Below are 20,365 nucleotides of genomic sequence, written 5' to 3' on the forward strand. Positions count from 1 at the left end.
TACTGGCTGTGTTTCGGCACGCTGTTGAGTTCTCAAAGAACACGCGCTCACCGGTTCCATTCTCCGTTTCCGGAGAGTTTCTCTCGGGGCTTGTGTTGAAAGCTTAGCTCGTTCGTTTTTCGCTTGTCAAATCGGCCGTTCCGGCTTCTTCGGCTCAGCGCAAACTCGCTTCGCATTCAGTTTTTCGCTTGGTTCAGAAGTTATCTGAGCGGCTTTTCCGGTGTCAAATCGGGGTCGTTTTCAGATCCCGGACAGCACGGTAGGCCGTTCATTTACTTCTGGGGGTTTGACGCCGTGAGACTTTACCCGGCCCGATCCGCGGTGTCAACCGCTCGTTCCGGGGTCTCGCTTGCGACTTGGAGAAAGTTACTCACGGGGAGGATCAAAGTCAAATCGCCTGGTCAGCGGGCTGCTTGATCGGCACGGACGGAGTCGGAGCAGCCGGCTTGGCGCCAACCGGACGCGGCCGCAGCCACAGGGTGATGGAGCGCAGACCCTCCATCGCCTTCACGATCTGGTCCGGTGCGGCCGCCTGGCGGGTGGCCAACGGCACCAGGTCGTAGCCCCAGATGCCGAACTCCTTCAGGACCGTCACCGGATCGTCACCGAAGTCCGCGGTCGCGGTCGCCGAGAACTCCAGGAACACGTGCGGCCGGTCGCGACGCAACAGCCGGACGAGACCCGCGAGAGCACGATGCCCACGTCCGGGCGTGTCCACCCGCACGACGGAAAGCTTCATGCCCTGCGCCAGGGCGATGCCTTCGAGCTCCTTGTCCAGGCGCACCGACTTCACCCGCGCGACGTCCTCCCCCGCGTCGGCGGCCAGCGGCGACACGGCCACACCACCGGTCAGCGTCGGCGAAACAGCCAGCTCACCGGCACTCTCCCAGGCCGCACCCTCGATCACGGTCAACCGCGCGGCCACTGCGGCCGGCAGGTTCGCCAAGACGTTGTGCCGCAACAACGCGGCGGCGGAGGCGTCCGGCTCGACGGCGACCACCGCACCCATCAGGCCGAGCCGCGACAACACCCTGATCGAGTGATACCCGACGTACGCACCGACATCGAGGAAGATCCCGTCCGGCTCCACGAGAGAGTCGAGCAGCTCTGCGAGCTCCGGCTCCCACACGCCGTTGGACGACAACAGCGGAAGCATGAACGCGTCGTCGGCGGGCAGCCGCATCATGCCCGCGTCGCACAACACCAACGACGAACGCACCTCGGGCGCGTTGTCGGCGGCTTCGTGCTGACGAACCACGACACGACGCAACGCGTCCGCAGTCTGCTGCGCGTGATGAGCCGCACGGATCGCCGAGTCGAGCCGCGAGTCGCGCTCGCGGAACACCTCGACGACCTTCGACTCCAGCGTGTCGATGCGGTCCAGCGTGCGGTCCAGCGCGATCGTGAGCTTGTCGATCCGCTCGGCCAGGACGTCGTTCGACTTGGCGCGCTTGGCCGCCTCGGCCACGACCGCGTCCTCGACGTCCCGCAGCCGACGGCCCTGACCGGCCATGTCCGCGCGCACGCGCACAACGCCGTCGTCGACGCCGACCAGCTGGTCACCGAAGTGCGACTGCCGTTCCGCGACCTGCTCGACCTCGGCCCGCAGCAGTTCCAGCTCGCCCGCGCCGACCCCGGCCTTCAGCGCGTCCTGCCGGTCGACCAGCTCGGACACGGTGCGCTCGACCCCGTCGATCAGGGTGTGCAGCACCTGGCGCATGTGGTTGTCGTAGTGGTCCAACGCGCGCAACACGACCTTGCGCAACGCGGGTGCCATCGGTGTCCGATGAGCCGTGTCCACGTTGGGCTGCCGTAGTAACGCGTGCTTGGCCGACTGCAGCGCGAGCATCGGGTCGACCTCGGGCTTCGGCTTCGGCCGGCGCGCCCGCCATCCCCGGTACGCGTGCTCGACGCGTTCGCGCAGCAGCTCCGCCACGCGCGGGACCGACCGCACGGCCAGCACGTGCTCACGAGCAGCGGCACCGAGCGCCTCGGCGGTGGCCAGGTCGTCGGCCAGTGAGCGCAGCAACCGCGACGCGGCCTGCACGTCCGGCTCGGCACCCTGGTGGCACGGCACGAGGACCGCCGTCTTGCCGAACAGCTCGGCAACAGCGCCGTGATCGGACGCCACGATCGGGATCCCCCGCACGGCCAGGTTGGCCAGGCGCAGCGCGATCCGGTCGTCCGCGCCACCGCGGTGCAACGACACCACGGCGTCGGCGGTCAGGCACACGTCCTCGTCCTCGACCAGCGAGATCCGCTGGTCGGCGGCAGTGGCCAGGCGCAGTCGCTCGGCCGCCTCCGGGTGCTCGAACGCCCCGGACACGGCGATCCGCAGTTCGACGTCCGAACGGTCCGGGAACGCGCTCAGGAACGCCGACACCGCACCCAGCACGTTGCCGGGCCTGTCGAGAGAGTGGTCCGCTATCGCCGCGAGCACCACCACGTCACCAGACGTGTGCTCGCGCGCGCCGACGTCGTGCACGGGCACAGGCACCACACGCACGATCGGGCCGCCGATGCGTTCGGCGGCGGCACGCGACACATCCGACGACAGCCAAAGCTCGTTCACGCCCGTGCGGTCGTCCGCGGCAGTCGCGTCCAACGCGACCTCGACGACGAACCGCCCGTCAGGCACCTCGTCGTCAGCAGAAGTGCGAACCACCACGGGATATCCGGCCGAGGTCGACACCGGCAGCCCGGACGCGCGCGCCGCCGCGAGCATCAGTTCCGCCAGCGGCCCCGATCCGACGACCGACACGCCGAGCTGGTCCAGCAGCGCCGGACCCTCCGACCGAGGCTGCGGCACGGCGGGCACCGGCAGCCGCCCGGACGCCACCCCCACTCCGGCACACCACTCGCGCCAGGCATCGGCATCCGCACCGAACGGCGCCGGGAACTGCTGCTGCAGCGCGGGGTCGGCCCGCCACACCGCGTCCGCCCACCGGGTGCCACCGTTCTCCGTCGGCTCGCACGCCCAGATGAGGAACCCACCACCACCGTCTTCCCCGAACGCCGGCAACGGCGTCGGCGAGGCGGCCCGGTAGTCGGCCCGCAGCTCGGACGGGATCACCGTCCCGTCGATCAGGGAGCCGAACCGGTACGGCACGGGCGCCACGGTCCAGCCGTTGCGCACCAGCTCAGCGCGGTACGCGGTGCACAGCTCGGCGACCTCGGGGTGCTCGGAGAGCAGCACGCGCGGCCGTTCCGCGAAGTCGGCGGACAGCAGCCACGGCCGCTTCGGGTCGAACCCGCGGAAGTGCACGGTCAGCAGGTCCTGGCCGACGACCGCCAGTGCCCCGGACTCGGTGCGGTGCAACGGCCGGTCCGCGACGTTCCACACCGACAGGCCGACCCGTGCGTCGCGCACCACGTGGTGCGGCACGATCGCGGGCATGTCCAGCGAGTTCAGGTAGGGCTCGGCGCCTTCGCCGACCGCGATGAAACCGGGGTCGAACGCGCCCAGCTCGTGCAGCTCGGCCGGGCCCGGCTGCAGCCCGTCGGACGGCAACGGCCGCAACGTGCGCGGCAGCATCACCACTGGTGCGTTGCGCAACGCCTCCAGCACGAGCTTCGTGAGCGACCCGAACACCTGCACCCACGGGTCCAGGTACAGCACGGGCATGCCCTGCGACAGCAGCGCCTCCAGCAGCCGCGGCAGGATCGCGGCCTTCAGCTCGGCGGCGTCCAGCGAGGTCGCGAGCACGTGCAGCTCGACCTCGGGCACGCCGATCTCCAGCGGTGTGATCAACCCCGGGCCGGCGTGCTCCGGTTGCGCGTCGACGACCAGCGCCACGAACCGGCCCTCGGGGTGCTCCGCGAGGAACGAGCTGGACAGGACCTTGACCGCAGGCAGTTCCGCAGCCGTGGCGACCGTGCACGCGCAGATCGCCGGCTGGAACTCGGGTACCTCTGTCACGGAGAGCAACGTATCGGCCTCACAGCACGGGAAGAAGAGTGCGCAACTCGTACGGGGTGACGCTACGCCGGTAGGCGTCCCACTCCGTCCGCTTGTTGCGCAGGAAGAAGTCGTAGACGTGCTCGCCCAGCGCTTCGGGGAGCAGCTCCGAGTTCTCCATCTCGGTGAGGGCCTCGCCGAGGTTCTGCGGCAGGTTCGCGTAGCCGGCCGCACGCCTCTCCCGGTCCGTCAACGACCACACGTCGTCCTCGGCGGGCGGCGGCAGGTCGTAGCCCTTCTCGATGCCCTTCAGGCCCGCGGCCAGGATGACCGAGTAGGCCAGGTACGGGTTGCACGCGGAGTCCAGCGAGCGGATCTCGACGCGGCGTGACGACGACTTGCCCGGCGAGTACATCGGCACACGGACCAGCGCCGAACGGTTGGCGTGACCCCAGCACACGGCCGTGGGGGCCTCACCGCCGACGATCAACCGCTTGTAGGAATTCACCCACTGGTTGGTCACACCGGAGATCTCACGCGCGTGCTTGAGCACACCGGCGACGAACATCTTGCCGATCTCGCTCAGCTGGTACGGGTCCTCCTCGTCGTGGAACGCGTTGCGGTCGCCCTCGAACAACGAGAAGTGCGTGTGCATGCCCGACCCCGGCTGGTCGGAGAACGGCTTGGGCATGAACGAGGCGCGCACGCCCTGCGTGATCGCGACCTCCTTCACCAGGTAGCGGAACGTCATGACGTTGTCCGCCATGGTCAGCGCGTCGGCGTAGCGCAGGTCGATCTCCTGCTGACCGGGCGCGCCCTCGTGGTGGCTGAACTCGACGGAGATGCCCATGGCCTCCAGCGCCTCGATGGCGTGGCGGCGGAAGTGCGTGGCGGTCTCGTGCGAGGTCTGGTCGAAGAAGCCGCCGTTGTCGGCGGGCTCGGGCTCGCTGCCGTCGCCGGGCAGGCCCTTGAGCAGGAAGAACTCGATCTCCGGGTGCACGTAGCAGGTGAAGCCGGCCTCGCTCGCCTTCGACAGGGTCCTGCGCAGCACGTGCCGCGGGTCGGCCCACGACGGGGACCCGTCCGGCATGGTGATGTCGCAGAACATGCGCGCGGAGTAGTTGCTGCCCTCCGGCGTCTGCCACGGCAGCACCTGGAACGTGGCGGGGTCCGGCTTCGCGACCATGTCCGACTCGTAGACGCGGGCGAAGCCCTCGATCGCCGAGCCGTCGAACCCGATGCCCTCGCTGAAGGCGCCCTCGAGCTCGGCCGGTGCGACCGCCACGGACTTCAAGAAGCCCAGGACGTCGGTGAACCAGAGCCGGACGAACCGGATGTCGCGTTCCTCGAGCGTGCGGAGCACGAACTCCTGCTGGCGGTCCATAGGGCGCAGCTTAAGGGCTGGAGACTCTCTACGATCAACGCATGTCCGCCCGTTGGTTGTTGGTTTGCGCACTCGCCCTGCTCACGAGCTGCACGTCCGGTGGAGATCTCCCCGATGGTGCGACATTGCTCTCCAAGTCGGCCGAGTCGATGCGCTCGGTCAAGACCGTCCACTTCACCGTCAAGGTGGACGGCGAGCTGCCGGACGTCCCGGTGAAGGAGGCGGTCGGCGACCTCACGTCCGCCGGCGAGTCGAAGGGCACGGCGAAGGTCACGTTCGGCGGGCAGCTGCTGTCGATCGAGTACGTGCTGACCGGCGGAAACCTGCACTTCAAGGGCCCGACCGGCGGGTTCACCAAGCTGCCGGCGGCGTTCGCGGGCCAGGTGTACGACCCGTCCGCGATCCTGAACCCGGACAAGGGCGTGGCGAAGGTGCTGGCCAGCGCGAAGGACCCGAAGACCAAGTCCTCCGGTGACGTGTCGGTGGTCGAGGCGACCGTGCCGAAGGACGTCGCGGCCGGTCTGGTGCCCGGCATCTCCGCGGACGTGAAGTCGACCTTCTCCCTCGACAAGGACAACAAGCTCAAGAGCGCGTTGTTCGAGCTGCCCGGTGGTCAGAAGGTCGACATCGGACTCGCGGACTTCGACAAGCCCGTCACGGTCACGGCGCCCGCATAATGCGCAGAGTCGCGCTCGCCGCGTCCGGCGCGGCCGTCCTGCTCGGTGCGCTCGACGCGTACGTCGTCGTCGGTGTCCTCACCGACATGGTGCGCGATCTCGAAATCCCCCTGAACCGGCTGGAGGACGCGACCCCGATCGTCACCGGCTACCTGCTCGGGTACGTCGCGGGCATGCCGTTGCTCGGCCAGCTGTCGGACCGGCTGGGACGCCGGTTCGTGCTGCAGGTGTCGCTGCTCGGGTTCCTGGTCGGCTCGGTGATCACGGCGTCGGCCGCCGAACAGCCGATGCTGGTCACCGGGCGCGTGGTGCAGGGCCTGGCCGGTGGCGCGTTGCTACCGGTCACCATGGCTCTGGTCGCGGACCTGTGGGAGGAGCACCGGCGGTCGACCGCTCTCGGGACCGTAGGTGCCGCACAGGAGCTGGGGTCTGTCCTCGGCACGCTGTACGGCATCGGCGTTGCGTCGCTGTTCAACGCGATGCCGTTGTTCGAGGCGTGGGAACCGCAGAGCTGGCGGTGGGTGTTCTGGGTGAACGTCCCGTTGGCGGTCATCGCGATGGTGATCGTGCAACGGACCGTGCCGAACACACGGCGTGAGGTCCGCATCGACGTCGTCGGTGGGGCGTTGCTCGCTCTCGCGTTGTCGCTGCTGGTGGTCGGGCTCTACAACCCGAAGCCCGCGGAGTCCGTGCTGCCGTCGTGGGGCTGGCCGGTGCTCATCGCCGCGTTCGTGGTTTTCGCGGCGTTCTTCCTCTGGGAACGCCGTTCTGCCGTGCGGCTCATCGATCCCGAGGGTGTGCGGTGGCGGCCCTTCTGGGCCGTGCTCGGGGTGTCGCTCGCGGCCGGTGCGGCGTTGATGGTGACGCTGGTCGACGTGGAGCTGTTCGCGCAGACCGTGTTGCGCCGAGACTCGGCCGCCGCGGCGACGTTGCTGACGCGGTTCCTGGTCGCGCTGCCCGTCGGTGCCGTCCTGGGTGGATGGTTGGCGCAACGGCTGGGCGACCGGTGGGTGTCCTTCGGTGGTCTCGCGATCGCCGCGGTGTCGTACGTCTTCATCGCCCAGTGGCCGGCCGACGTCAGCGGGTTCGCGTTGACGCGTGACCTCGCCGTCGCCGGTTTCGGGCTGGGCCTGGTCATCGCGCCGTTGTCCGGTGCTGTGCTGCGTGTCGTGCCGTCAGTCCGTCACGGCGTGGCATCGGCGTTCGTCGTCGTCGCTCGCATGACGGGCATGCTCGTCGGTGTGGCGGCGTTGTCCGCGTGGGGACTGCACCGGTTCCAGGAGCTCACGGCAGGCCTGAACACCCCGCTGCCGTTCGGGGTCGAGAAAGCCGTCTACCAGCAGCAGCTGGCCGAGTACCAGCGCAGGCTCACCGAGGCGCTGCTCACCGAGTACCACGAGATCTTCCTGATCACGGCGGTGATCTGCGCGCTCGGAGCGCTGGGTTCGGTCCTCCTCCCCGCTCGTGCTTCCCGTCAGCAGACCGCGTCCGTCTCCGGCAGTCTCAGGTCCACCAGGTAGTTCGTGCCCACGCCGTCCACGCAGCCAATGCCCGCGAGGAACGCCGTGTGCTGGTTTCCGTTGTACGTCAGCAGTCTCGCCCCGAGCGCCCGGGAGAGGTCCACACCGGACTGGTAGGGCGTCGCGGGGTCACCGGTCGTCGAGATCACCAGCACCTGCGGGAGTCCCTGCACCTTCGGCGGATGCGGTTCCGAGGTGTGCGGGGCCGGCCAGAACGCGCACGGTCCGAGCGCGGTCTCGTCGGTGGGGACCGTGTCGTTGCCGAGGATCTCCAACAGCCTCCGGCGGTTGGACTCCAGCTCGGCGCGGTCCTTCACCGGTGGCTCGTCGACGCAGCGGATCGCCACGAACGCGTCCTGGATTCGTGAGTAGGAGCCGTCCTGGGCGCGGCCGAGGTACTGGTCGGCGAGCTGCAGCAGCGTTGCTCCCTTGTTCTGCTTGAGCTCCTGCAGACCTTTCAGCGCCGTTTCCCACAGACGGTCCGTGTACATCGCCTGGATGATGGCGGTGTTCGCGTCCGAGTAGGACAGCTTGCGTTCGCCGACCGGCATCGGGGCCTTCTTCAGCGGCTCGATCATCTGCCGGAACTTCGACTCCGCGACCGCCGTGTCCTTCCCGATGGGACAGTCGCGTTGCGCGCACCAGCCCGCGAACCGCTGGAACGCCTCCTCGAAGCCCTGCGCCTGCCGTGCCGACGCGGCCACCTTGTCGCCGTCGACGTCCACCGCGCCGTCGAGCACCATCGCGCGCACGTTGCGCGGGTACATCTCGGCGTACAACGTGCCGATGCGCGTGCCGTATGAGTAACCGAGGTACGTCAGCTTCTTCTCGCCCAACGCACCTCGCAGCACGTCGACGTCCCTCACGACGTCACGGGTGCCGACGTTGCGGAGCAGGTCGATGCCGGTGCGCTCGGCGCACTTCTCGACGAAGAACCGGTTCTCCGTCTCGACGGCGTCCGCGGTCTCCCCCTTGGGGCGCAGGCGTTGCGCGTCCCGTTCCGCGTCGGTGAGGCACTGCACGCGAGGCACGCTGGCACCGACACCGCGCGGGTCGAAGCCCACCACGTCGAACCGCTTGCTGACCGGGTTGTTCGGCTGCATGTTCGCGACGTGCGCCATGCCCGAACCACCGGGACCACCGGGGTTCACCACCAGGGTGCCGACCCTGCGGCCCTGGTCGGCGGCGGGCCGGCGCAACAGGGCGACGCTGATCGTCCCGGCGTCCGGGTTCGCGTAGTCGAGCGGGACCTGCAACCGCGCACATTGGATGCCTTCACGCTCGAACAGGCCCTTGCTCTTCGCGTCGGTCGCGTAGGGCTGGCAGGCGCCCCACGACAACACCTGCTCGTAAAAGCGCGCTAAGCCCTTCCGCGCGGCGACGGGTGAGCCGTCGATGCGCGCGTAGGACGTGGACGTGCCGAGCACGACGATCAAGGCGAACAAGGCTGCGGTGACTCGGGATCGCCTCTTCGTCATTAGGCGCACCGGGTTCCGTCGGCGGGCAGCGTCTGGTCGATCAGGTACTTCACGCCGATGTCATCCACGCACTTCTCGCCCTGCAGGAAGACCGTGTGCTGGACGCCTTCGAACGTGAGCAGCCGCGAGTTGAGCGCCTTGGCCAGGTTCACGCCCGCCTCGTACGGGGTGGCGGGGTCCTTGGTCGTGGAGATGATCAGCAGCGGCGGGATGCCGTCGGCCTTGGGCGGGTCGGTGCGGCCGGTGACGGGGGCCGGCCAGAACGCGCACGCGTCGAGCGGGGCGCCGGGCGGGTTGCCGTCGTCGAGGAACGGCGCCGCCTCCTTGTACTTCTTCGCGGTCTCCAACAGCGCGTTCTTGTCCGTCAGCCGTGGGTCGTCGACGCAGTGCACGGCGTTGAACGCGTCCGTGATGGTCGAGTAGTTGCCCTGGTCGTCACGGTCGAAGTACGCGTCGGCGAGACGCAGCAGCGTGGTGCCGCGGCCCTTCTTCAGCTCGTTGAGGCCGTCCAGCAGCAACGGCCAGAGCTGCTGCGAGTACATCGCCTGGATCGCGGCGGTGATCGCGTCGTTGTACGACAGCTTGCGGTTGCCCACGTCGACCGGCTTCTGGATCAACGGGGTGGTCAGCTGGCGGAAGCTCGCGTTGGCGTTGTCACCGAGTGGGCAGTCCCGCTTCTCCCGGCACCACTTCGCGAACTCGTCGAACGCCTTCTGGAAGCCCGCTGCCTGGGCGACCAGCGACGCGAGCTGGTCCTGGGTCGGGTCCACGGCTCCGTCGAGGATGAGCGCACGCACGTTCTGGGGGAAGGTCTCGGCGTACTCCGTGCCTATGCGGGTCCCGTACGAGTAACCGACATAGGTCAGCTTCGCGTCGCCGAGCGCAGAGCGAAGGACATCCATGTCCTTAACTACGTCCCGCGTGCCCATGTTGGCGAGCATTGCCGCCCCGAATTTTGTCCCGGCGGCACACTTCCCGGCATACGCCTTGTTCTCCTGCTCCGTTTGGGCGATTCCCTCCGCGCTCGTATCAACGTCGAGGTCCAAACGCTCGGCATCGCGCTCCGGTCCGGTGAGGCACTTCACCTCCGGCTCGCTCGCGCCGATGCCCCGCGGGTCGAACCCGATCAGGTCGAACCGCTTGGCGAGCTCGGTCTTGTGGTAGTCCGCCACCATGCCCGCGGCCGACGCCATCCCGGAACCGCCGGGCCCACCGGGGTTGATCAGCAACGATCCGATCTTCTGGCCGGTGGCCCGGTAGCGCAGGACGCCGATGGTGATCGTGTCGCCGTCCGGTTTGGAGTAGTCGAGCGGGACCTGCAGCCGGGTGCACTCGACGTCGCGCTTGCTGCCGTACGCCTGCCTGCTCGACCCGGTCGTGGCGAACGGCGCGCAGTCCTGCCACGCGAGCTGCTGGCCGTAGAACTTCTCCAGACCGGTGGGGACTGTCCCGGCCGGACCGGGTTTTTCGAAGGTCACGCCGGGCTTGGCCGTCCCTTCGAGGATCGACGTGCACGAGGCGAGAAGGGGAATGACGAGCAACACGCTCAAGAGACGGACCACAGCCCGATGGTATGGGAGATGATGAGGGCATGCCGCAGCTTCGCATCGCGCTCGCCCAGGTCAACGCCACTGTTGGCGACCTTTCCGGCAATGCGTCGTTGGTCGTGGAGTGGACGCGCAAGGCCCGTGAAGGCGGCGCGCACCTCGTGGTGTTCCCCGAGATGGTGCTGACCGGCTACCCGGTCGAGGACCTGGCGATCCGCACGTCGTTCGCCCGCGCCTCCGCCGAGGCCCTGGAGGCGCTGGCCGCCACGCTGGACTCGTCCGGCCTGGGCGACGTCGCCGCGGTCGTGGGGTACCTGGAGCACGACTCGGTGGGTCCGCGCAACGCCGTGGCCGTGCTGTCCGGAGGGCGTGTCGTGGCGCGGCAGAGCAAGCACCACCTGCCCAACTACGGCGTGTTCGACGAGCGGCGGTACTTCAAGCCGGGATCGTCGCTGGACATCGTGCGGATCAACGGTGTCGAGGTCGGCATGGTGATCTGCGAGGACCTGTGGCAGGACGGCGGCCCGATCACCGCGCTCGGTGACGCCGGCGTCGACCTGGTGGTCTCGCCGAACGCGTCACCGTACGAGCGCAACAAGGACGACCTGCGGCTGCCGCTGGTGGTGCGCCGGGCCGCCGAGGCCGGTGCGCCGCTCGCCTACTGCAACCTGGTCGGCGGGCAGGACGAGCTGGTGTTCGACGGCGACTCGCTGGTCGTGTCCGCCGACGGGCAGCTGATCGGGCGGGCGCCGCAGTTCGTCGAGCACCTGATGCTCGTCGACTTCGACCTGCCGGGCGGTGGCTCGTACGAGCAGGGTCAGATCGGCGACTTCTACGTGCGCCGGGTCTTCCTGTCCGACGCCGTGCCCGCCTACGAGCCGTTGCCGGCGCCGCGGGTGTTCGAGCCGTTGTCCGATGAGGCAGAGGTGTGGCACGCGCTGGTCACCGGTTTGCGCGACTACGTGCACAAGAACGGGTTCCGGTCCGTTGTGCTCGGTCTGTCCGGTGGCATCGACTCTGCCGTTGTGGCTGCTCTGGCCGTTGACGCGTTGGGGGCCGACTCGGTCTACGGCGTGTCGATGCCGTCCTCCTACTCGTCCGAACACTCCCGTTCGGACGCCTCCGACATGGCGGCGCGCACCGGCCTGCACTTCAGCACCGAGCCGATCGGCGAGATGGTGTCGACTTATGTTTCTCAGCTTTCGCTGACCGGTCTGGCCGAGGAGAACATCCAGGCGCGGTGCCGCGGCATGCTGCTGATGGCGTTGTCCAACCAGCACGGTCACCTGGTGCTCGCGACCGGCAACAAGTCCGAGCTCGCCGTCGGTTACTCGACGATCTACGGCGACGCGGTCGGCGGCTACGCCCCGATCAAGGACGTGTTCAAGACGCTGGTCTGGGGCCTGGCGCGCTGGCGCAACGACGAGGCGGAGAAGCGCGGCGAGGTGCCGCCGATCCCGGAGAACTCGATCACCAAGCCGCCGTCGGCCGAGCTGCGGCCCGGCCAGGTCGACACCGACTCGCTGCCCGACTACGAGCTGCTGGACTCGCTGCTCACCCAGTACGTCGACGGCGACCGCGGCTACGACGACCTGATCGCCGCCGGGTTCGCCCCGGAGCTGGTGGACCGGGTGCTGCGGATGGTCGACAAGGCCGAGTACAAGCGCCGGCAGTACCCGCCGGGCACGAAGATCTCCAACAAGGCGTTCGGCCGCGACCGGCGCCTGCCCATCACCAACGGCTGGCGCGAGGGCTGACACCGCGCTTCCGGACGGCACGCGGGGCCCCCGCGTGCGCCAGGAGTGAACGAAAGCTCCCCGCGTGCACTTGAAGTGGAGCCTGCTCTACCGCGGGCGGCCTGGTCGGCTGGCTAGGTTGACCGCATGAGACGGATCTGGGCGGCGCTGGCGTACCTGGCGACCGGGCTGCTGACGGCCATCGCGTCGTGGCTCGCGTTGGGTGTGCTGCTGCTGTCGGTGGTCATCCTGCCGTTGCTGCCCCTCACGGCGCCGCTGATCCGTCGGATCGTGGACGCCGACCGGCAGCGGCTCGCGCGGTTCACCGGGGTCTCGTTCCCGTCGCCCGAGCCGCTCGACGGGCCGTGGCTGCACCGGGCGCAGCGGGTGCTGGCGGACCCGGACAGCCGGCGCGACGGGTCGTGGCTGGTGATGCACGCCCTCTTCGGCACGCTGTTCGGGGCGGTGGCCGTCGGGCTGGTGGGGTCGCTGGTGCAGCAGCCGTTCGTGCCGCTGCTCTGGTGGGTGGTGCCCGGTGGGATCGAGAACTCGTTCGGCGTCCACGTCAACTCGTGGGGCGAGGCGTTGCTGAGCGTGCCGATCGCGCTCGTGCTCGCGCTCCTCCTGACCCAGCTGCCGCGCCTGGCCGACCTGGACGCGCGATTGGCGCGGACGCTGCTGGCGCCGCCGCGCGCGTCGCTGGAGAAGAGGCTCGCCGAGGTCGTCGCGACCAGGGCCGCCGCGCTGCAGGCGCACGGCGCCGAGCTGCGGCGCATCGAGCGGAACCTGCACGACGGCACGCAGAACAAGCTGGTCGGGGTGGTGATGATGCTCGGCATCGCGGAACGGACGCTGCGGCAGAACCCCGGCGGCGCGCTCCAGGCGTTGCTCAGGGCGCAGGACGCGGCGGGCGACGCGCTGGAGGAGCTGCGCAACGTCGTGCGGAGCATTCACCCGCCGGTGCTGGAGGACCTGGGGCTGGACGGGGCGATCCAGGCGCTGGCTGCGCGCTGCCCGGTGCCGTGCGTGCTGCACGCCGAGCACCTCGGACGGCTGCCCGCGGCGGTGGAGGCGGCGGCGTACTTCGCGGTGGCCGAGGCGCTCACGAACGTGGCCAAGCACAGCGGGGCGCGGCACGCGTGGGTCAGCCTGGGGGTCAGCGGTCAGAAGCTCACGGTCGTGGTGCACGACGACGGCAAGGGCGGCGCGGACGAGAAGCGGGGAACGGGGTTGGACGGCATTCGGGGCAGGGTGGCGGCGCTGGACGGCACCGCGGACGTGAGCAGTCCCGAGGGCGGCCCTACCGTGCTCACCGTCGTGCTACCAGTGGAGAAGTGACCATGCGCATCGTGATCGCCGAGGACGACGCCCTCCTCCGTGAAGGGCTGACGTTGTTGTTGCGCAACGAAGGCCTCGACGTGGCGGCGGCCACGGACAACCCGGACGACTTCCTCTCCGCCGTGGCCGAACACGAGCCGGACATCGCCGTTGTCGACGTGCGGATGCCACCAACGTTCACGGACGAGGGCTTGAGGGCCGCCGTGGAAGCACGACGGCGGCACCCGAAGCTCGCCGTGCTGGTGCTGTCGGCGTGGGTCGAACAGAGCTACGCGCACGAACTGTTGGCGGGCACTCATGGCGGCGTCGGCTATCTGCTGAAGGAACGTGTCGGCAAGGTCGCGGACTTCCTCGACTCGCTGCACCGGGTCGCGGCGGGAGGCACGGCGCTCGATCCCGAGGTCGTGTCGCAGCTGCTGGTGCGGCGCAAGGCCGATGACGCGCTCAGCGTGCTGTCACCCCGTGAGCGCGAGGTGCTCGGGTTGATGGCGGAGGGGTTGTCGAACGCCGCCATCGGCGAACGGCTGGTCATCAGCGCTGGGGCCGTGCACAAGCACATCGGGAACGTGTTCCTGAAGCTCGGGCTCAACAGCGAGGACGGCTCGGGCGACCGGCGCGTCCAGGCCGTCCTCGCCTACCTCGATCACTGAGCCAGATCATTGGGGCCGCACGAACGGGAACAGCACGGTCTGCCGGATCGACGTACCGGTCAGCATCATCAGCAACCGGTCGACGCCCATCCCGAGCCCGCCCGTCGGCGGCATGCCGTGCTCCAGCGCCCGCAGGAAGTCCTCGTCCAGCTCCATCGCCTCGACGTCACCGGACGCGGCCTTCAGCGACTGCGCCTCCAACCGCCGGCGCTGCTCCAGCGGGTCCGTCAGCTCCGAGTAGGCGGTGCCGATCTCCGCGCCGAACGCGACGAGGTCCCACCGTTCGGCCAGGCGCGGGTCGACGCGGTGCTGACGGGTCAGCGGTGACACCGAGGTCGGGAAGTCGATGTAGAAGGTCGGGCCGACGGTCGCCGGTTCGACGAACGAGTCGTACGCCTCCTGCACGAGCCGGCCGTGGTCCCAGTCGTCGTTGATCTCGACGTCGCGCGCGGCGAGCAGCGACCGCAGCTCCGAGACCGACGTGTCCGGGGTGACCACCGCGTCCAAGGCCGTGGACACCGCCGTGTAGACCGGGATCACCGGCCACTGTCCCGACAGGTCGAACATGCCGTCCGGGCGTGCCGCCACCTCGGAGCCGAACGCCGTGCGCGCGGCGTGCTGGATCAGCTCGCGCGCCAGGTCGAGCATGACCCGGTAGTCCGCATAGGACTGGTAGGCCTCCAGCATCGTGAACTCGGGGTTGTGCGTGGCGTCCGCGCCCTCGTTGCGGAAGTTGCGGTTCAGCTCGAACACCCGGTCCACGCCCGCGACGCACAGGCGCTTCAGGTACAGCTCCGGCGCGATCCGCAGGTACATCCGCATGTCGTAGGCGTTGATGTGGGTGACGAACGGCCTGGCGTTCGCGCCGCCGTGCACGGCCTGCAGCATCGGCGTCTCGACTTCGAGGTACTCGTGGGAGTGCAGGAACTCGCGCACGCTGCGGACGACGTCGCTGCGCAGCTTCAGCAGGTGCGCCGAGTCGGAGTTGACCACCAGGTCGAGGTAGCGCTGGCGGACGCGGGCCTCCGGGTCGGTGAAGCCCTTCCGCTTGTCCGGCAACGGGTGCAGGCACTTCGCGGTCATCGTCCACGACGTCGCCAGCACGGAGATCTCGCCGTGGTCGGACTTGATCACGCGGCCGGTCACGCCGACGTGGTCACCGAGGTCCACATCGGACTTCCAGGACGCCAGCGCGGAACCGAGCGAGTCGACGGTCAGCATCAGCTGGATCTCACCGCTGAAGTCCCGCAGCCGCGCGAAGCACAGCTTGCCCATCTCCCGCAGTGCCACCACGCGTCCGGTGACCGAGACGTCCTCGCCGAAGCGTTCCCGGGCCGCCGCCAGGAGATGCGTCCGGTCGAACCCCACCGGGTACGGGTCGACGCCCGTGGCGACCAGCCGTTCGACCTTCGCGATCCGGACCCGGACCTGTTCGGGACGCCGCACCGGCTTCGGTTCGACGCGGATCGCGTCGATCTCGGCGACCTTCAGGGCGAACTCGGTGCTCACGTCCGTCTTCTGCAGCGCGCGCTTGCGCAACGACCGCAGTGACGGCACGAAACCTTCCGCGACCCCGGCCGCGATGCTGACCAGGGGCAACGACCGAGAGCTCTGGTAGCACAGGAACCTCGGCTCCCACTCCGGCAGGTACTTGGCGTTCGACCGGTAGAGCGACTCCAGCTGGAAGAACCGCGACGCCAGCGAGAGCACCCGCCGCCACGCCCGCAGCACCGGACCGGCACCGATCTTCTCGCCCTCCTCGAACACCGCGCGGAACATCGCGAAGTTCAACGAGATGCGGTGCACGCCGAGGTGGCCGGCGGCGGCCGCGAGCTGGGCGACCATGTACTCGTTCAGGCCGTTCTCCGCGGACCTGTCGCGCCGCATCAGGTCCAGCGACACGCCACGACGGCCCCACGGCACGAACGACAGCAACCCGCGCAGCGCACCGGAAGCGTCATAGGCCTCGACCATCACGCACCGGCCGTCGCTCGGATCTCCCAGGCGCCCCAGCGCCATCGAGAAGCCGCGCTCGGTCTCGGCACCCCGCCACGCCTGCGCGAGGTCCAGAATGGACGCCATCTCGTCCGGCGAGATCTCGCTGTGGCGGCGGACCCTCGTGGTGTACCCGGCGCGTTCCACCCTCGACACCGCCTGGCGCAGGCCGCGCCGTTCCGGACCGGCGAGGTTGAACTCGCGGACGTCCAGGATCGCCTCGTCACCGATCTCCAGCGCCTTGAGCCCGGCGTCGGCGTAGACCTGCGCACCGCGTTCGGACGCGCCCAGCACACCCGGCATCCAGCCGTAGGTGCGCGCCTCGGACAGCCACGCCAGCACGGCTTCCGGCCAGGCCTCCTCGTCACCGATCGGGTCGGCGGAGGCCAGGGTCACGCCACCGATCAACCGGTAGGTCAGCGCCGCCCGCCCGGAGGCCGCGAACACCACGCTCTTGTCACGCCGGGTCGCGAAGTAGCCCAGCGAGTCGGGCTCGCCGTCGGAGGCCAGCAGCCGGCGCAGGTCGAGCTCCTGCTCCGGCGTGATCATGTTCTGGGTGCGGACGCCGCGGAAGAACACGTACATCGCGCGGATCGCGACCAGCGTGCCGCCGAGGCCCAGGACCACGCTCAGCCACTGCGGTCCCTCGGGGATGTCCAGCCGTCCCAGCCGGACGACCTCACCCGTGGCCTGGTTCGCCGCCCACACCAGCTTGTCGGTCGGCACGACCAGCCTGCCGGGGAAGACCTCGGCCAGACCCCAGCCGATGAGCACCAACCCGATCATGCCCAGCACGAACGACGTGAGCGCCCGCCGCCACGCACCGCGGGCCAGCCGGGCGGGGAACCCCTCGCGCACGATCCACAGCAGCACCACGAACAACATCGACGTCGCGAAGCCCGCGCTGAGAAACACCCAATGCGGCTGTTCGCCCTCATCCAGGACTTCTTCAGGTGCGAGCGCCAAGATGACCATGATGAAGCCGACCAGCAGCAGGCCGCTCACCTGGAACAGCAGCAACGCCCAGAACGCTGCTCGCTTGTGCCTGCGCAACGCGGCGCCCAGCACGAAGAACACCAGGGCGATGAAGAGGTTGCCGTCGATCGGCAGGCCGAAGAAGTACCCGATGCCGTCGGCGACGTCGGTGAACCAGCTGTCCTCCGGCAGGATCAGTCTGAACAGCGACAACACGCCGGCGAGCTGCACGACGGTCGCGATCGCGCCCGCGGTCTTCCACTTCCACGCCGGTGCCACATCAACTCCCAGGGTCTGCCGATGACCGCCATGATTCCCTCTTCAGCCGGTCGGGTGCATATCGCCTCCTCCGGAGGTGTCGACCGGCCGGTCGTGATCCTCAGCTCAGGGCTGGGCGGAGCGTGGTTCGACTGGGACCGGACCGTGAAGCTGCTCACGCCGCTCGCTCGGGTGATCGTCTTCGACCGGCCGGGGCTCGGGATGAGCGGCCCGCCGTTGCGCGGGCCGTCGCTGGCGCGCGAGGTGGCCGTGCTGGACGCGGTGATGCGCGGTGTTCCGCGGGCGGTCCTGATCGGACATTCGATGGCGTCCATGCACGTCGAGGCTTATGCGCGGCTGCGACCGCACCGGGTCGACGGGGTCGTGCTGCTGGACCCGGACACCGAGACGCCGGGTGCCGGGGCGCCGTTCGACCTGGCCGCCGTCGTCGCGCAGGGGCTGCGGGCGTTCGGCAGCAGGTGGCTCGGCGCGCGGATCACGCGGCGGTTCGGGCACTCGTTGCGGAACCTGCTGACCGCGGCCTCGACGCTGGGCACGACCGATCCGGCGCCCGCCGACCTGGTGCAACTCGTCTACCGGCGGCCGGGCGTGGCGCGGGCGGTGCTGTGGGAACTCGCGTCGTACCCCGGTCAGGTCGCGACGCTGGAACGCCTGCGCAAGCGTCGTGAGCTGCCCAAAGTGCCTTGGTTGGTGCTCACGGCCGGACGGCGGATATGGCCGGAGCACCGGTCGTTGGCCGCCCTCGTGCCGTGGGGGCGCAGCGTGCTGGTGCCCGGCAGCAGGCACATGATTCACATGGACCGGCCGGATGCCGTGGTGATGGCCGTCCGCGAGGTCCTCAGAGGCCTGCCCGAGACTCAGTAGCCGAAGTTCTGCGTCCAGTGCGGACCGCCCGCGCCGAACTCGACGCCCACCCCGATCGTCGCGAACTCCGGGTTGAGGATGTTCGCGCGATGTCCCGGGCTCTCCATCCAGGCGGTCATCACCGCGTGCGGCGTCTCCTGCCCGTATGCCACGTTCTCACCACCGGGGTTCGGGAAGCCGGCCGCTCGCATGCGCTGCTCCGGCGTCACCCCGTCCGGGTTCACGTGAGCGCAGAACCGGCGCCGGGCCATGTCCCTGCTGTGGGACCTGGCCGCGGCACGCAGCCGTTCGTCGGAGACCAGCCGCGACAGACCCGCCTTCTTGCGGATCTCGTTGACGATCCAGAACACCGCGTCCTCCGCGGAGACCTGGGCGGACGACACCCGTGCACCCGTGCGGACACGACCGGAGCCCTGCTGCGCGGAGGTGCGCCGGGGAGCGCCGAGCGCCGCGGACACCGCCGGAAACCGGACCGGTCCCTTCGGCTCCTGACGGGGTGGCATCTGGCCCAGGCCCTCCTCGGCTGCGGTTCTCTGCGCCGATTATGCGGGCCGGACGGTGCTCAGGGCTCCACGCGGCCGCTGAGCAGGCAGAACTCGTTGCCCTCCGGGTCAGCGAGCGTGTACCAGCTCACGTCGTCACCCTGGCCGATGTCGGCACGCGTGGCGCCGAGCGCGAGCAGGCGCTCCAGTTCGGCGTCCTGGTCGCGGTCGGTGGCCCTCACGTCGATGTGCAGGCGGAGCTTCTGCAGCTTGCGGTCCGGGTTGCGCAGGAACAGCAGCGTGGTGCGCTTGTCCGGCGGTCCGATCTCCACCGATTCGTCGTCGCGGTCGAGCACCTCGTAGCCCAGGACCTCGCCCCAGAAGGCGGCGAGACGCTCGGGATCGGTGCAGTCGAGTACCAGTTCGGTGATTCGTGAAGCCACGCGTGTGACGGTAACCGCATCTGCAACCCGTTTCCGGCCAACGGTGTCACTCTGGTCTTCGGCAACCGTGCACAAGCGCCCGGGGACCCACCCACGTGGGCCTCGAGGAAAGGAACGGTCGACGATGACCACTGCCGAAGTTTCCGCGCCCTACGGCAACGGATCGGGCCAGAAGCCCCCCGCCAAGAGGGTTCGCGTCCACCACCTGCGTGAGATGAAGGAACGCGGCGAGCCGTGGCCCATGCTCACCGCCTACGACACGTTCACCGCCTCGATCTTCGACGAGGCCGGCATCCCCGTCCTGCTGGTCGGCGACTCCGCGTCGAACACCGTCTACGGGAACGAGACCTCGCTGCCGGTCACGGTGGACGAGCTCGTGCCGCTGGTACGCGCGGTGACACGTTCGGTCAAGCGCTCTCTCGTGGTTGCTGACCTGCCGTTCGGCTCCTACCAGGTGTCGGTCGAGCAAGCCGTGGCGACCGCGGTGCGGTTCATGAAGGAAGGCCAGGCGCACGCGGTCAAGCTGGAGGGTGGCGCCTACTTCGCGCCGCACATCCGCGCGATCACGGCCGCGGGCATCCCGGTCATGGCGCACATCGGCTTCACCCCGCAGTCCGAGCACCAGCTCGGCGGCTACCGCGTGCAGGGGCGCCACGAGAACCACGACACCGTGGTCCGCGACGCGCTCGCGGTGCAGGAGGCGGGCGCGTTCGCGGTCGTGCTGGAGATGGTGACCGCCGAGGTCGCGAAGCAGATCACGCACGACCTGGTCATCCCGACCGTCGGCATCGGCGCCGGCCCGGACACCGACGCCCAGGTGCTCGTCTGGCAGGACATGATGGGCCTGAACCGCGGCAAGGCGCCCCGGTTCGTCAAGCGCTACGCCGACATCGGCAACATCATGCTGGGCGCGGCGACCGAGTTCGCCAACGAGGTGCGCGGGCACCAGTTCCCGGGCCCGGAGCACACCTTCCACTGAGCGGAAGGAACGCGGGGGCCCCGCGTTTCCCTGTGGGGAACGCGGGGGCCCCCGCGTAGCCACGACTCGGGGTCTAGAGGGTCAACGCGTCCGGGTCGTGGGCGGAGGGCCCTATGCGGG

General features: G+C 69.4%; 14 protein-coding genes. 7 read left to right on the plus strand and 7 right to left on the minus strand.

Annotation, left to right across the window (positions count from 1 at the left end):
- Positions 1-388: 388 nt before the first annotated feature.
- Both ABZV40_RS43910 and ABZV40_RS43915 read right to left on the minus strand, forming a co-directional pair.
- Positions 389-3,919 carry an FkbM family methyltransferase gene (locus ABZV40_RS43910; protein ID WP_355455807.1) on the minus strand — a complete coding sequence of 1,177 codons (3,531 nt, stop codon included), beginning with the start codon at positions 3,917-3,919 and terminating at the stop codon, positions 389-391.
- A gap of 19 nt (positions 3,920-3,938) precedes the next feature.
- Complete coding sequence (locus ABZV40_RS43915; protein ID WP_355455809.1) at positions 3,939-5,282, minus strand: glutamine synthetase family protein; 1,344 nt, start codon at positions 5,280-5,282, stop codon at positions 3,939-3,941.
- A 41-nt stretch (positions 5,283-5,323) separates the two neighbouring features.
- Here ABZV40_RS43915 and ABZV40_RS43920 point away from each other — a divergent pair, with 41 nt between their 5' ends.
- Together ABZV40_RS43920 and ABZV40_RS43925 are read left to right on the plus strand one after the other, a co-directional pair.
- Positions 5,324-5,959 (plus strand): LppX_LprAFG lipoprotein, encoded by a 636-nt coding sequence (locus ABZV40_RS43920; protein WP_355455811.1) that lies wholly within the window; start codon positions 5,324-5,326, stop codon positions 5,957-5,959.
- Complete coding sequence (locus ABZV40_RS43925) at positions 5,959-7,479, plus strand: MFS transporter (RefSeq protein WP_355455813.1); 1,521 nt, start codon at positions 5,959-5,961, stop codon at positions 7,477-7,479. Before ABZV40_RS43920 ends, ABZV40_RS43925 begins: the two co-directional genes overlap by 1 nt.
- Here the strand turns inward: ABZV40_RS43925 and ABZV40_RS43930 are convergent.
- Entirely contained in the window at positions 7,434-8,957 is a 1,524-nt protein-coding gene (locus ABZV40_RS43930) for an alpha/beta hydrolase (RefSeq protein WP_355455815.1), read from the minus strand. The two genes, ABZV40_RS43925 and ABZV40_RS43930, sit on opposite strands and share 46 nt — an antisense overlap.
- Complete coding sequence (locus tag ABZV40_RS43935; RefSeq protein ID WP_355455817.1) at positions 8,957-10,519, minus strand: alpha/beta hydrolase; 1,563 nt, start codon at positions 10,517-10,519, stop codon at positions 8,957-8,959. The genes ABZV40_RS43930 and ABZV40_RS43935 overlap by 1 nt, the downstream gene beginning before the upstream one ends.
- 29 nt (positions 10,520-10,548) lie before the next feature.
- Here ABZV40_RS43935 and ABZV40_RS43940 point away from each other — a divergent pair, with 29 nt between their 5' ends.
- The 3 genes from ABZV40_RS43940 (at position 10,549) to ABZV40_RS43950 (ending at position 14,228) form a co-directional block, all read left to right on the plus strand.
- Positions 10,549-12,261, plus strand: coding sequence for an NAD+ synthase (locus ABZV40_RS43940; protein ID WP_355455819.1), 1,713 nt, complete (start codon positions 10,549-10,551; stop codon positions 12,259-12,261).
- 126 nt (positions 12,262-12,387) lie between these two features.
- On the plus strand, positions 12,388-13,578 hold the full coding sequence (locus ABZV40_RS43945) for a sensor domain-containing protein (RefSeq protein WP_355455821.1): 1,191 nt from the start codon (positions 12,388-12,390) through the stop codon (positions 13,576-13,578).
- Between the two features lie 2 nt (positions 13,579-13,580).
- Positions 13,581-14,228, plus strand: a complete 648-nt coding sequence (locus tag ABZV40_RS43950; protein ID WP_355455823.1) for a response regulator transcription factor — start codon at positions 13,581-13,583, stop codon at positions 14,226-14,228.
- Between the two features lie 6 nt (positions 14,229-14,234).
- Here ABZV40_RS43950 and lysX read toward each other — a convergent pair whose 3' ends face one another.
- Positions 14,235-17,477 (minus strand): bifunctional lysylphosphatidylglycerol synthetase/lysine--tRNA ligase LysX, encoded by a 3,243-nt coding sequence (gene lysX / locus ABZV40_RS43955; protein ID WP_355455825.1) that lies wholly within the window; start codon positions 17,475-17,477, stop codon positions 14,235-14,237.
- 21 nt (positions 17,478-17,498) lie between these two features.
- Between lysX and ABZV40_RS43960 the strand changes: the two genes are divergently transcribed.
- A complete protein-coding gene (locus tag ABZV40_RS43960; protein ID WP_355455826.1) occupies positions 17,499-18,341 on the plus strand; it encodes an alpha/beta hydrolase in 843 nt (280 codons plus the stop codon).
- Here ABZV40_RS43960 and ABZV40_RS43965 read toward each other — a convergent pair.
- Positions 18,335-18,844 (minus strand): CAP domain-containing protein, encoded by a 510-nt coding sequence (locus ABZV40_RS43965; protein ID WP_355455828.1) that lies wholly within the window; start codon positions 18,842-18,844, stop codon positions 18,335-18,337. The two genes, ABZV40_RS43960 and ABZV40_RS43965, sit on opposite strands and share 7 nt — an antisense overlap.
- 59 nt (positions 18,845-18,903) lie before the next feature.
- Positions 18,904-19,266: a VOC family protein gene (locus ABZV40_RS43970; RefSeq protein ID WP_355455830.1), complete on the minus strand. Its 363-nt coding sequence runs from the start codon at positions 19,264-19,266 to the stop codon at positions 18,904-18,906.
- Positions 19,267-19,390: 124 nt separating this feature from the next.
- On the opposite strand from ABZV40_RS43970, the gene panB reads away from it, so the two are divergent.
- Positions 19,391-20,245, plus strand: coding sequence for a 3-methyl-2-oxobutanoate hydroxymethyltransferase (panB, locus tag ABZV40_RS43975; protein WP_355455832.1), 855 nt, complete (start codon positions 19,391-19,393; stop codon positions 20,243-20,245).
- Positions 20,246-20,365 lie beyond the last annotated feature (120 nt).

It is taken from the genome of Lentzea sp. NPDC004782, assembly GCF_040609115.1.
GTDB lineage: Bacteria > Actinomycetota > Actinomycetes > Mycobacteriales > Pseudonocardiaceae > Lentzea.

Excerpts from the sequence above, each read along its gene's own strand:
- ABZV40_RS43915 (WP_355455809.1), bottom strand. The coding sequence starts at position 5,282 with ATGGACCGCCAGCAGGAGTTCGTGCTCCGCACGCTCGAGGAACGCGAC.
- ABZV40_RS43920 (WP_355455811.1), top strand. The coding sequence starts at position 5,324 with ATGTCCGCCCGTTGGTTGTTGGTTTGCGCACTCGCCCTGCTCACGAGC.
- ABZV40_RS43925 (WP_355455813.1), top strand. The coding sequence starts at position 5,959 with ATGCGCAGAGTCGCGCTCGCCGCGTCCGGCGCGGCCGTCCTGCTCGGT.
- ABZV40_RS43930 (WP_355455815.1), bottom strand. The coding sequence starts at position 8,957 with ATGACGAAGAGGCGATCCCGAGTCACCGCAGCCTTGTTCGCCTTGATC.
- ABZV40_RS43940 (WP_355455819.1), top strand. The coding sequence starts at position 10,549 with ATGCCGCAGCTTCGCATCGCGCTCGCCCAGGTCAACGCCACTGTTGGC.
- ABZV40_RS43945 (WP_355455821.1), top strand. The coding sequence starts at position 12,388 with ATGAGACGGATCTGGGCGGCGCTGGCGTACCTGGCGACCGGGCTGCTG.
- ABZV40_RS43950 (WP_355455823.1), top strand. The coding sequence starts at position 13,581 with ATGCGCATCGTGATCGCCGAGGACGACGCCCTCCTCCGTGAAGGGCTG.
- ABZV40_RS43960 (WP_355455826.1), top strand. The coding sequence starts at position 17,499 with ATGACCGCCATGATTCCCTCTTCAGCCGGTCGGGTGCATATCGCCTCC.
- ABZV40_RS43965 (WP_355455828.1), bottom strand. The coding sequence starts at position 18,844 with ATGCCACCCCGTCAGGAGCCGAAGGGACCGGTCCGGTTTCCGGCGGTG.
- panB (WP_355455832.1), top strand. The coding sequence starts at position 19,391 with ATGACCACTGCCGAAGTTTCCGCGCCCTACGGCAACGGATCGGGCCAG.